This is a genomic window from Halorarum salinum (assembly GCF_013402875.1).
GTDB classification, from domain to species: domain Archaea; phylum Halobacteriota; class Halobacteria; order Halobacteriales; family Haloferacaceae; genus Halorarum; species Halorarum salinum.
Window position 1 is genome coordinate 2710992 of the sequence record NZ_CP058579.1, and the last position, 11752, is coordinate 2722743.

Sequence of the window (11752 nt, forward strand, 5' to 3'; positions counted from 1 at the left end):
GCGCGAGGGCCACAACGCCCGGGTATGAGCGACAGGGACGCCCGCGACGACGAGGACCTCGCCGCGCTCCTCGCGGAGCTCGAATCGACCCTCTCGGAGCTCCGGGCCGAACTCGACGACGGCCGCGGCCGCGAGCCCCGCCGGGGCGGCGACCGCGGGCGATGGACGCCGCCGCGACCGCCGACGCCCGGCGAACTCCTGCGGTTCACGACCGACTACACCATCCCGACGGTCGTGGCCACCCTCCGGGCGACCATCGAGGCGCTGGAACTGCTCCGCCGACTGCTCGAACTCGGCGGCGGGGTCGACCGCGGCCGCGCGGGCGACCCCGGCCGCTCGCGGCTCTCCCCGGTCCTGTCCGGAGCGCGCGACCGCGCGGCCTCGGACGTCACCGACGCGCTCTCCCGGCTCCGGACGGAACTCGCCGAGGCCGATCTCCCGGAGGACGAGGCGTCCCGGAGCGTCCTCGAGGACGCGCGCGACCTGACGGCCGAGATCGAGGAGCGCATCGCGGCGTCCCGCGACGCCGTCGACCGGGAACGCGACCGGGAGCGGCGAGCCGACGCGGGGGACGCCGACGACGCGGTCGTCATCGACGTCTCGGACGGCGGGGACGACGAGGACGGGGCGGACGTGGACTCCTCGCCGAGCGACGGGGTCGAGGACGGCGGCGAACCGAGGGGGAACCAACAGGTGGACGTTGACGCCGAACTCCGCTCCATCAAGGAGCGGATGGGGAAAGCCGGGCCTCCGGACGCCCCCGTCGAGGGTGACGATCCCGACGGATCGGTCGCGGAGGACGGTGAGGGCACCGACGAAGACCACCGGGGTCACGACGACGAGCAGTCGGACGAATAGTTCGTATCGACCGGGACCGCGTCCGCAGGCACTGCATTCGCACACGAACGCGACCGGGTCGTGCGACTCGACGGGTCGGCCGTGCTACTCGACGGGTCGGCCGTGCTACTCGACGGGCCTGAACCGGTAGCCGTCCCACTCCTGGCTGTCGGGTTCCCGGATGCCCGCGTCGGGGTCCCGCAGTTCCTCGCAGTACACGGGCTCCACCTCGTCGCCGATCCCGATCTCCCCCGTCGTGGCCTGTCCGACGGCGCGGACCGGTTCGCCGTCCACGTCGAACTCGACGATCGCGAGGTGGTTCGGCTCGCGGACGCCCGGCGGCGTCGCCGTCGACGTGGTCCAGGTGACGACCGTCGCAACGTACTCGCTCAGGTCGACCGTCTCGACCGGCGCCTCCCCGCCCGGACCGACCGGGTGCGACGGGTAGGTGAGGCTGCCGTCGGGGTAGCGGGCCGCCTCCAGCGCCGGAGCGTCGTTCCGTTCGTGCCCTCCGTCCGTTCGGTCGCTCATGCGCCCGCCTCCAGGATGGTGGTGGTCACGCAGTTGCCGAACCCGCCGACGTTGCAGGCGAGGCCGACGTCGGCGTCGACCTGCCGTTCCCCGGCGTCGCCCAGCACCTGCCGGTATATCTCGTACACCTGTGCGACGCCCGATGCGCCGAGCGGGTGGCCCTTCGACTTCAGGCCGCCGGAGGTGTTCACCGGGAGGTCGCCGTCCCGCTCCGTGCGACCCTCGTCGACCGCCTTCCACCCCTCGCCCTTGGGGGCGAACCCGAGGTCCTCGAACTGGAGGAACTCGAGGATGGTGAACATGTCGTGGAGTTCCGCGACGTCCACGTCCGACGGTTCCAGGTCGGCCATCTCGTAGGCGAGTTCGCCGGACTCGACGACGCCGCGCATCGTCGTCGGGTCCGCGCGCTCGTGGACGACGTGGGTGTCGGTCGCGCCCGCGACGCCCGAGACGACGGCGTACTCGTCCGCGTACTCGCGCGCCACCGACTCCGGACAGAACAGCAATGCGGCGGAGCCGTCCGTGATGGGACAGAAGTCGTAGAGGCGGAGCGGGTCGGCGACGACCGGCGAGTCGAGCACCGTCTCCAGGTCGACCTCCTTCCGGAACTGCGCGTGGGGGTTGTCGACCCCGTTCCGGTGGTTCTTCACCGCGACCTTCCCGAGGCTCTCCCGGGGCGCGTCGTACGTGTCGAGGTACAGGCGGGCGGTCAGCCCCGCGAACGAGGGGAGCGTCACGCCGTGTTTGTACTCGCAGGGGTGGGTGAGCGATGCGATGACGTCGGTCGCCTCCGCGGTCGACCGGTGGGTCATCCGCTCGCCGCCCACGAGCAGCGTCATCTCGGAGGCGCCGGAGGCGACCGACTGCCAGGCGGCGTACGTGCCGGCGCCGCCCGACGAGGAGGTCTGGTCGATCCGCGCGGTGTACGCCGGCATCGCCGCGAGGTCGTGTGCCAGCGCGTTCGGGACGCCCGTCTGACCCTCGAACTCGCCGCTCGCCATGTTCGAGACGTAGAGGTGTTCGACCGCGTCCGGCGGCACTCCCGCGTCGTCCAGGCAGGCCTCCCCCGCCTCCGCGAGCAGTTCCCGTATCCACGCGTCGCGTCGCCCGAACTGGGTCATCGACGCGCCGATGACTGCGACTCGGTCCATACTGGCCGGGCGAACCGGGGCCACTTCGCAGTTTCCCTCCGTCGGCCGGGCGCCGACGGGCGGGCGAACGGACACCGATTAAGTGGCCGCCCCCCGGACGGCCGGTATGGACCTCGCCGACGCCGCCCCGACCGCCGGAATCGCCGGCTGTCTCGCCACGCTGCTCGCGCTCGCCGCGCCGTACGCGCTCATCAGCGACCCCGGAACCGGGCTCTCCGTCTACTACGCCAGCGGCCCCGTGGGGGCGGGGGGCGTCGGCTTCCTCGCGGTCCTTTTGGTCGTCGTGTTCCTCTCCGGGAAGCGGGGCAGGACGGCGCCCGACACGGTCGCCGGCGTCGCGCTCGTCGCCTCGCTCGGGCTCGTCGCGCTCGCGCTGCTGTGGGCGCTCGCGGTCGACCCCGAGAACGTGTTCTCGTTTCCCGCCGACGCGGAGTGGATGACCTCCCACCGGTGGGTCGTCCTCGCGTGCGCGGCGGTCGTGCCGCTGAGTGCCGCCGCCTACGCGAGGGCGGTGTTGCGGTCCTAGCCCGCTCCCGACCCGGTCGGCCGCGTCCTCGGCCGGCTTCGGACTCAATCCGCGGCGGATCCGGCACGGCCGGGCCAGGTTCGGTCCGAGGCCCCGAGCGCGGAGGCGAGCCGGGAGTCCGGCGGGACCAACCCGGCGAACTCCTCGCTCCCGACGTCGACCTCGCCGTTCACGCTGAGGAACCCCAGCCCGCCCTCGGCCGCGGCGTCGAGGTTCGTCAGGAACGCGACCTTGCGGGCGGCGGAGGCGCCCCCGACCGTCCCTCGCTGGTCGACCGAACCGTACAGGCGTCGGTGCTCCCAGACGTGTTCGACGCAACGACTCGTCGGCGCGAACAGGAGCATGACGTGGACGCCGGGGCCGTCCCGGGCGATCGACGTGCGGAGCGAGTGTTCCTCGTCCTTGTAGAAGTAGCGCTCCATGCGCCGGTACTGGCGGAGCACCTCGTTGGCGCCGGTGACGTGTCCGAGCGCGGCGTCGGACTTGAGTTCGACGAGGTAGTCGACGGGTGCGGCCCCGCGGACGCGGACGTGGGCGTCCACGACGCCGCGGTTGCCGTAGTGGTCGTACGGCTCCTCGAGCCGGACCGTCGCGTCGTCGAAGGCGACCCCGAAGTGCTCGACGACCGCCGTCGCCAGTTCGTCCTCCCGCATCGCTCGTCGGCGTCCACGTCGGGGGCGGGGAAAGCTCCCCCGGTTTCCCCGGTCGCGTCCCCGTCTTTCGCGGCCGCGGCGGGCGAGGACCGGCCGGCGGTCGATCGCCGACCCGGGCGCGACCGCAAGGCCCATAAGTCGGACCGGCCAACCTCGAAGTGGACTAGGTCGGGCAGTTAGGCCCTGCCCGTCACCCGCGAGAGAGTCTTCAGCGGGGACCGAACGCCGGCGGCGTCCGGGGCGCCCGTCGCGGGCCCCGGAAGCCGACGTCGAAGCCTCGTCCGCCGGGGACAGCGGTCCGTCGGGCCGCACCCGCAGGGGTGCTCGCCCGCGGCTCGTCGGCGGCACCGGGTCAGGCGCGGAAGCGAGCAGCCCACCGCCGAACGCCCGTCGCTCGTCGGGTCGCGGGGCCGAGGAGGCACCCGGGATTCCCCGCGGCGGAACCCCCGGGCAACGCCGGCCCGTCCACCACTCATATCCCGTTTTCAACCGTCCCGCACCGACGGGCACGTCGGTCGGCATCCGAAGGTTCGTTACCCGCCGCCCCGACGTCCGACCATGAGCGAAGCCGACGCGGACGGCGTGACTGCGGACTACCGCGAGACCGACACGGAACGCGTGCTGACGTTCGAGCGGGACGGTCGGACCGCGACCGTCGCACAGAACCTGGAGGGGTACGCGATGTTGAAGGTCCGGACGGGTCCCGGGGGCGACGAGCTCGAGCGGTACTACGGGTTCGACGTGGCGCTCGACCACGCCGCCGAACTGCTCGGCGTCGACGTCCGTGATCTCCCCGTCCCCGACGACGCCGCGGACATGGGGATGTGACCTCGGCCGTGTGGACGTGACGCCCGGTCGTACGGACGCGACGCGCTCCCGGTGGGCGCGACGCCTCAGGCCGGGTCGACGAAGACGTCCATCGGCGCGTCCGCGTTCCGGGCCGTGAGTCGGACGCCGACGTAGTTGCCGTCGTCGTCGGTCTCGAACGCCCGCTCCCGCACGCCGCCGGCGACTCGCCCGAACGAGAGGCGTGGGGGACGGGCGTACGGCTGGTCGAACTCGAGACGGACGACGGGCCGGTCGGCGTCGGTCGTCACGTTCCGGTGGACGTCGACCGGGGGTGCGTGGTTGCGGATCCGGGAGGTGGGGTTCGCGATCCGCCACGGGCGCCGCCCGTCGGCCCAGTTCCCCTCGTAGAAGTTGTCGCCCGCGTCGTCGCCCTCGACGATGGCGGCACCACCCCCCTGTCTGACGGCGTTGCCCCGCACCCTGGCGCCGTAGTCGCGGACGACGATGGCGGGGGCGTCTCCGCTCGAACTACCGCCGCTCGAGTCGGCCCCGCCCGCGACGACGTGGTTCGCGGTGACGACGTCGCCCACGCCCGACCGCGACCCGACCGTGAGGATCCCGGGCCCGCCCGGCTTCCGCACGTCGTTCCCCCTGACGGTGACGCCGGAGGTCCCCTCGAGCCGGATTCCGGTTTCGGACGGCTTCGCGACGTGGTTGCCGTCGACCACGCCCTCGACGTCCCCGACGAGCCTGATCCCCGCGAGCCCGGGCGAGGAGATCGTGTTGTTCCGGACGCCGATCCCCTCGACCGTGCTGACGACGTTGACGCCGTGTCCGCTGTAGTCGTACAGTTCGTTGTTCTCGACGAGCAGGTTCTCGCCCGCGGCGCCGTCGATGGTGACCCCGGCGAACTTCGTCGTCTCCTCCGTGTCGAGCCCGTCGGTCGACTGGCGGCTGACGTTGTTCCTGACGGTGACGTTCCGGACGGTGTTTGGACCTCTGACGTGGCAGAACGACTTGTGGTGGCCGAAGCCGACGTTCCCGAAGACGCTGACGTAGCCGTGGTCCGGGCCGGTCGGGTCGTTCCGCGCGACGCCGATGAGGCTCCCCTCGACCGAGTTCCCGAGCATGTTGCCGAACACGGAGACGCTCTCGGCGGTGTAGCTGCGCCGGTCGGGGTACCAGAGGTCGCACGCGATCGGCCTGTCGAGCCCGCCCGAGACCTCGTTCCCGGAGACGACGATGCGCTCGCCGGCGAGCTGGACGCCGCGGTCGCCGAACGTGTGGATCCGGTTGTCGAGGATCCGGACGTCAGAGCACCGCCGGGTGACGCTGATCCCGCTCCCGCCGTCCCCGTGTGCGCGCGGGTAGGTCTCCCGGATCTCGTTCCGTTCGAGGGTGACGTCGGTCGCGTTCCTGACGGCGATGCCGTGGAGACGCTCGGCCGACCCGCGGGGAACCGTCGGCGTCCCACGGAAGCCGACCCCGCGGATCAGCGTCCCCCGGCAGCGCTCGTTGTGTCCGATCCGGAACCCCCCGACGTTCGCGCCCGACATCGGTCTGATGAGCGTCCGCACGCCCGGTCCGACGACCGTCACGTCGTCGACGTCGACGTCGAGCCACTCCGTCGTTCGGTACGGGGCGTTCTCGTCGCTGATGCGGACGGTGTCGCCGGGCGAGAGGTCGGCGAAGGCGTCCTCGAGTTCCTCCCGCGTGGTGACGATCGTTCCCCCCTCGCTCGACTCTGGCGCGTCGGCGGTCGTTTCCCGTGTCATGGAGTTACACCCGGCGATGGCTCCGGTCGAGGCGGCCATCAGTGCACAGAACGCGCGGCGGCGAACCTCGCGCATGTACGGGCCGATACGTTCCTCACGGTGGTAGTCGTAACGGCTCGGTGTCGGCTGGTGACCGAACGCGTGGCGAGCGCTCCGTCCCACTCCGCCTCCACGACCGCGTCGCCGGCGACGCTCGGCCCGGCGTCCTCAGGCGAGCGAGCGGAGCCGGCGGTACGCGGCGGCCACGACGACCGAGACGCCGTAGGACCCCCCGACGAACGGGACCCAGAACACCCAGAGCGCGTAGTTGGGGAAGAGGTGGCTCCCGATGGCGCTGCCGAGCGTGAGGAGCAGGTACCCGGGAAGCGCAAGCGGCGTCATGAGCCTCGTGTCGGCGGCGCCGACGGCCACGGGGACGACGAGCAGCGCGAAGACGACCACGACGTCCCTGCCGAGAACCGTCCGCCGGAGGGTCCGCCGGTCCGGCGTCACGCCGGTCCCCCCGTCGTCGACGCGCCGTCGTCGGGTGCGAGTTCCACGCCGTGCCGTTCCAGTAGCGCGGTCGCCGCGAGCGCCAGCCACTCCGCCTGCGTCGACGTGTCCACGAGGAACTGCGTCGTCTCCACGAGGTATCCCGGCCGCTCCAGATCGCCGGCGACCTTGTGGACGAGCATCGGCCGGTCGCCCGAGAGGCTCCGCCCTCGCTCGAACTCGTGGAGCGGCATGTACCACGGAACCGCGTCATCGTTGAGCACGTCCACGACGTCCGCCGCGACGGTCGGCGCCTCGCCCACGTCGGCGGGAAAGACCGCCTGGCCGACGCTGGCGTGGTGCCGTCCGTATATCCCCAGCGACCGATGCAGGTCGACGACGACGTCCGGATCGCGCCGTTCGACGAGGTCCCAGATCTCGTCGGCCAGCCCCGTCTCGGGGGAGCTACCCGCCGGGAACTGGCGGTTGAGGTCGCCCCCCTCGCCGGCACGGGTCCCCCGCTCGATGGCGACCCGGTTCGCGCGGGGGAGGACGACGAGCGTTCCGGCCGCGGGCACCCGCGACCGTAGCCGTTCGGCGGCGAGGTAGCCCGGTCGTTCGTCGCCGTGCATCCCCCCGACGACCAGCGCCGTCGGGCCGTCGGCCTCCGCGTCGTTCACGTACACCGGCGTGGCGTGTTCCGTCCCGGACGCGAGCGTGGTCGTCGACGAGGGATCGCCGCTTCGCGGGTCGCCGCCCGCGAGGGGTGATCCCTGACCGGACCCCCGGACCAGCCGCGTGACGGTCGATGCGAGCGACGGGAGCACCGCCGCGGTACCCGCGCGCTGGAGGAGCGTTCGCCGGTTCATCGACGGTGGCGGTCACCTCCGTTCGGGAACGCTCCGGACGCGCGGCCGGCCCGACCCCGCGAACGCCGCATCTAGCGACCTCCCGAGGCGGCGACCGCCCCCCGTGGACCAACCGACGCCCCGGGATCGGGTGGGTCGCTCACTCCGCACCGGCCACCCGTCGACGGGGCGCGAGCTACCGGTGCGGCACGAGCGCGTCCCGACCGGTTCGTGTAGTCGTCGAACGGCGTCGCCCCCGATCCGCTGTCCCGGAACGGTGGCCGTCCTGACGTCCGAACGGACTCCGTCATCGGTACCGTCTCGGCGGAGCGGGACTTTCCTTATATTGGTGTTAAGCCGTCGGACGGCGTCCCGGACCGTGCGCGGGGCGACGGGAGGGACGAATCCGTCCCGGCCCGTCTCCGATTTAGCCTGCGAGTAGTTAGGTCGGTCACTCCCCTGGGTGGAACCGGAAGCCGGATGACCGAGGAGTTGCCCCCCCGCCGTACGCTGGCCGGACTCGTCGCTGCCTGTCTCGTCTGCGTCGGCGCGGCGGCGTTCCTCGCTCCCGGCGCAGTCGGTGCCCTCCTGACCGACGCGGCGCCGCCGGACGACGCCTCGAACTCCCCCGGACTCGCGACCGGGACCGAACCGGCGGTCGGCACCGAAGGCGCGGCCGGGACGGCCAGCCCCGCGACCCGGCGAACCAGCGGCGAGGCGGTGACGTCCGGCGCGAACGCGTCGACGAGGTACACCTACACGGTCGGCGAGGGCGTGAACGAGACCGCAGTCACCGTCGTGGAGAGCGGGCACCCCGGTCCGACGGTCGTCGTGGTGGGCGGACAGCACGGCAACGAACCGGCCGGATACCGGGCCGCGGGCCGCGTCGAGAACTGGGAGATCGAACGGGGGACCCTGGTGGTCGTCCCCGAGGCGAACCCCGCGGCGGTCGAGAACGGGATGCGGGAGGTCCGGGGGCGCGATCTCAACGGCCAGTTCCCGGTCGGCGAACGTCCGCGGACCGCGCAGGCGCGGACCGTCTGGGGCGTCCTCGAACGACACGACGCCAACGTGGTCGTCGACCTTCACAGTTCGCGGGGCATCTACGGCGTCGACGGCGGCGTCGGCCAGGCCGTCTTCCCGACGGTCACCGGTCCCGCGGTCGAACACGCCGACGCGGCGGTCGGCCGGACCAACCGCGAGTTCGAACTGCGGGGGAACCGTTCGTTCCGGCGCGGGAACGTGATGGGCCGCTCCGGCGTGTCGCTCACCCGGAAGGTCGCCGGCGACATGGGGAAGCCGGCCTATCTCGTGGAGACGACCAAACGGGACACCGACCTCGAAACCCGCGTCGAGTGGACGACGGCGATCACGTGGGAACTACTCAGACTGCACGGACTGGTGGAGGGGGAGCGGCCGGGGCGCTGACCGGACGGAACGGACACGCTCGCTCGTATCGGGTCTCAGCGGGACGACTCTCCGCGTACGGGTTCGGTCGGTCGCCGATTTCACGTGCGACGTGCGGCCATGGCCGTCGCTACGGGTGAGAGAATGTCGCCCGGAACACTAACGTCCGACCTCATCCCTGGCGGCGTGCCGCGTCGGTCGGGAAACCCTCGTGCCGGGCGGGCGGTCCCGCCGGGACCGCCGGACGGCGTCACCTCGGACGGCCGGTGACGTGGCCGGGTCGCGTTCGCGACCGGTGTCGCGCGCCCGGGTTCTCCGCGCTGTCATCGCACCCGTTCGGGTCCACTCGGGCGGGGACTAGAGGCACGCACCCGGACGTAGAGGGTCCGCGCACAAGGGGTTACCGGCTCGGGCTACCGGAGGAAGTCGGAGAGGCGCTCGGTCAGCCCGCCGTCGCCGCCGAGCCTGAGGTAGTAGGCCGCACCCCCGTCCTCGTAGTAGGAGTCGATCCGGCGGACGACCTCGAACCCGACGTGCCGGTAGAAGCCCAGCGCGTCGTCGTTCGTCGTCCGGGCGTGACAGGTGACGCTCCCGTGCTCCTCCGCGACCTCCGCGATCAGTCGCTTGGCGTAGCCGCGCCCCCGGGCCTCGGGCGCGACCGCGAGAAAGAGCACGTAGCCGTCGCGTCGAACGGAGGCGAAGGCGACGAGCGTGTCGTCCTCCGACTCGAGGGTCCCGTTCTCGAAGAGGAGATACGTCGTCGAGCGGCGGTAGGCGTCGACGAAGAAGCCGCGCCGCTGTTTCAGGACGCCTTCGGCTCCCCGGATCCGCTCCTTGAGCGTCCAGGCGTCCTCGACGCTGGTGGCGTCTCCGGGCCCGTCCACCCGTCTCTCGACGTTGACGCTCACTACGGATCGGTTGTCGTGAGGGGGATATAACTCCACCGTCGATGGCCGGTCGGGCCCGACCGTTTCGCGCTCGGGCAGAACGATTTTGCGTCCCCTCCCCTTCGATTGGCGTGATGCAAGGGGACTGGTCGGCCCGGACCGTCGGGCGTTCCGTGAGGACGACGTTCCGCGGGGCCTTCGTCACCGGGGTCGCGGTGATCGTACCGCTCGTCATCACGGCCGTCGTTCTGGCGGTGGCCGGGCGGTACGTCTACACGTACCTCGATCTCTTCTCGACGGTCGTCCTCCGACTCCACCGGGAAGCCGGGGTGGGGCTCCCGGTCGGGAACCTCGGGTTCGTCACGGTGAGTCGAGAGCGCGTCGTCGAACTCCTGACGCCCGTCGTCCTCCTGTCGCTCATCTTCGTCGTCGGCCTCTTCGTCAACTCCACGCGGTTCGGCGGAATCGCGATCGACTACTTCGACGCCGGGATCGCCGCCATCCCCGCCGTCGGTTCGGTGTACGAGTCGTTCCGACGGATGTCCGACGTGATGCTCGAGGACGACACCCAGAACTTCCGGGACGTGAAGCTGGTGGAGTTCCCCCACGAGGGGGCGTACACGCTGGGGTTCGTCACGACGGAGACGCCCGAGGCGCTCCGCGTGCCCGCCGGCCACGAACGGATGTTGACCCTGTTCCTCCCGCTCGCGCCGAACCCGGTGATGGGGGGACACCTCGTCCACATGCCGGCCGGGAAGGTGAAGGACGTCGACATGACCGTCGAGGAGGGCATCCGGGCCATCGTCACGAGCGGGGTCGCCGTCTCCGGCGGCCGCCCCGGCTCCGGCGGGCTCTCCGAGTCCGAACTCCGGGAGCTCTCGGCCGTCGAACACGCCGACCAGCAGCTCGATCCCGATCTCGACTCGCCCGACCTCAGGCGGGGCGACGATCTGGACGCGGACCGGGACGAGGAGTGGGACCGCCACGTGTCGCCCGAGCGGTCGACGACGCCCGCCGACGTCGCCCGCCGGACCCGTACACAGCGTGGCGATCCCGACGACGACGTCGACGAACTGGCCGACGCGGAACAGCCGTACTCGCTGTACGGGCGCGAGGAGTCGTCCGTGACCCCCGCCCGCGAGGCGGGCCGCTACGACGCCGAGACGGACGCGGCCGAGGAGCAACCGGCGGCCGCCGCCGACCGGGACCCTGAACTCCGCGACCGGCCGGACCGCCCCCCGGCCGAGGCCGCCGGCCGATCGGATTCCGACGGCGCCGGCGGGGGGACGCCGCCCGAGGAGGTCACGGACGGGAGCGACCTCGACGGGGACGAGGCGACGAAACGCGAGTCGGGCGACCGATCGGACGGGGGGTCAAACGAACGGTGACGGGGGACCGGACGGCGTTCGATCTGCGCGAACACACCGCCGACGTGGCCGTCGAGGCGACCGGCCCGACCGTCGACGCGGCGTTCGCGGCGGTCGCAGACGGTCTCGCGGCCGCGATGTGCGAGGACGTCCCCGAGACCGGCGGGGACAGGTTCCCCCTCACCGTCAGGTCGGAGGGTCCGGAGGCGGCGCTGTTCGACTACCTGGACGAACTCATCTACGAGCGCGACGTCCGGGGCGTGCTCCCCGTCGACAACGAGGCGGCCGTCCGGCGGGACGGCGACGAATGGGTGGTCGAGGCGAGCGCCCGCGGCGTCCCCTTCGCGGACGTCGCCGGAGCGCGGGACGTGAAGGCGGTGACCTACTCGGAGATGGAGCTGACCGAGACGGCCGAGGGGTGGCACGCGTACGTGGTTTTCGACGTGTAGCATCGTCCTGCGCGACGTACGGGGCGTTCCCTTCGAGTCGTCCGTCCGTACCCGAAGAGTC

13 protein-coding genes and 1 other RNA gene are annotated in these 11752 nt (G+C 72.0%); 7 read left to right on the forward strand and 7 right to left on the reverse strand.

The annotated features are described in order from the left end of the window. The first annotated feature begins 24 nt into the window (after positions 1-24). The gene (locus HUG12_RS13430) at positions 25-858 is read left to right on the forward strand and encodes a DUF7547 family protein (protein ID WP_179269258.1); all 834 of its coding nucleotides are present in this window, start codon (positions 25-27) and stop codon (positions 856-858) included. A gap of 105 nt (positions 859-963) precedes the next feature. Here HUG12_RS13430 and HUG12_RS13435 read toward each other — a convergent pair whose 3' ends face one another. Both HUG12_RS13435 and HUG12_RS13440 read right to left on the reverse strand, forming a co-directional pair. Further along, a complete protein-coding gene (locus tag HUG12_RS13435; protein WP_179269259.1) occupies positions 964-1368 on the reverse strand; it encodes a nucleic acid-binding protein in 405 nt (134 codons plus the stop codon). Then, positions 1365-2519, reverse strand: coding sequence for a thiolase family protein (locus tag HUG12_RS13440; protein ID WP_179269260.1), 1155 nt, complete (start codon positions 2517-2519; stop codon positions 1365-1367). The genes HUG12_RS13435 and HUG12_RS13440 overlap by 4 nt, the downstream gene beginning before the upstream one ends. Before the next feature lie 106 nt (positions 2520-2625). Between HUG12_RS13440 and HUG12_RS13445 the strand changes: the two genes are divergently transcribed. Continuing rightward, positions 2626-3045 carry a DUF7548 family protein gene (locus HUG12_RS13445; protein ID WP_179269261.1) on the forward strand — a complete coding sequence of 140 codons (420 nt, stop codon included), beginning with the start codon at positions 2626-2628 and terminating at the stop codon, positions 3043-3045. Between the two features lie 44 nt (positions 3046-3089). Here HUG12_RS13445 and HUG12_RS13450 read toward each other — a convergent pair whose 3' ends face one another. Then, positions 3090-3698 carry a hypothetical protein gene (locus HUG12_RS13450; protein ID WP_179269262.1) on the reverse strand — a complete coding sequence of 203 codons (609 nt, stop codon included), beginning with the start codon at positions 3696-3698 and terminating at the stop codon, positions 3090-3092. A gap of 156 nt (positions 3699-3854) precedes the next feature. Here HUG12_RS13450 and ffs point away from each other — a divergent pair. Both ffs and HUG12_RS13460 read left to right on the forward strand, forming a co-directional pair. Then, positions 3855-4169: signal recognition particle sRNA (gene ffs / locus HUG12_RS13455), an RNA gene on the forward strand. An 87-nt stretch (positions 4170-4256) separates the two neighbouring features. Further along, positions 4257-4526: a DUF7111 family protein gene (locus tag HUG12_RS13460; protein WP_179269263.1), complete on the forward strand. Its 270-nt coding sequence runs from the start codon at positions 4257-4259 to the stop codon at positions 4524-4526. Positions 4527-4591: 65 nt separating this feature from the next. On the opposite strand, the gene HUG12_RS13465 is transcribed toward HUG12_RS13460, so the two are convergent. From HUG12_RS13465 to HUG12_RS13475, 3 genes are all read right to left on the reverse strand, one after another. Continuing rightward, positions 4592-6262 carry a right-handed parallel beta-helix repeat-containing protein gene (locus tag HUG12_RS13465; protein WP_179269264.1) on the reverse strand — a complete coding sequence of 557 codons (1671 nt, stop codon included), beginning with the start codon at positions 6260-6262 and terminating at the stop codon, positions 4592-4594. Positions 6263-6469: 207 nt separating this feature from the next. Then, positions 6470-6754: a hypothetical protein gene (locus HUG12_RS13470; RefSeq protein ID WP_179269265.1), complete on the reverse strand. Its 285-nt coding sequence runs from the start codon at positions 6752-6754 to the stop codon at positions 6470-6472. Next, on the reverse strand, positions 6751-7602 hold the full coding sequence (locus HUG12_RS13475) for a succinylglutamate desuccinylase/aspartoacylase family protein (protein ID WP_179269266.1): 852 nt from the start codon (positions 7600-7602) through the stop codon (positions 6751-6753). The genes HUG12_RS13470 and HUG12_RS13475 overlap by 4 nt, the downstream gene beginning before the upstream one ends. Before the next feature lie 459 nt (positions 7603-8061). Between HUG12_RS13475 and HUG12_RS13480 the strand changes: the two genes are divergently transcribed. Continuing rightward, positions 8062-9009 carry a succinylglutamate desuccinylase/aspartoacylase family protein gene (locus HUG12_RS13480; protein ID WP_179269267.1) on the forward strand — a complete coding sequence of 316 codons (948 nt, stop codon included), beginning with the start codon at positions 8062-8064 and terminating at the stop codon, positions 9007-9009. Positions 9010-9401: 392 nt separating this feature from the next. Here HUG12_RS13480 and HUG12_RS13485 read toward each other — a convergent pair whose 3' ends face one another. Beyond that, positions 9402-9896 carry a GNAT family N-acetyltransferase gene (locus tag HUG12_RS13485; RefSeq protein WP_179269268.1) on the reverse strand — a complete coding sequence of 165 codons (495 nt, stop codon included), beginning with the start codon at positions 9894-9896 and terminating at the stop codon, positions 9402-9404. Between the two features lie 113 nt (positions 9897-10009). Here HUG12_RS13485 and HUG12_RS13490 point away from each other — a divergent pair, with 113 nt between their 5' ends. Together HUG12_RS13490 and HUG12_RS13495 are read left to right on the forward strand one after the other, a co-directional pair. Then, positions 10010-11263: a DUF502 domain-containing protein gene (locus HUG12_RS13490; protein ID WP_179269269.1), complete on the forward strand. Its 1254-nt coding sequence runs from the start codon at positions 10010-10012 to the stop codon at positions 11261-11263. Beyond that, positions 11260-11691 (forward strand): archease, encoded by a 432-nt coding sequence (locus HUG12_RS13495; protein WP_179269270.1) that lies wholly within the window; start codon positions 11260-11262, stop codon positions 11689-11691. The genes HUG12_RS13490 and HUG12_RS13495 overlap by 4 nt, the downstream gene beginning before the upstream one ends. The last annotated feature ends 61 nt before the right edge of the window (positions 11692-11752 follow it).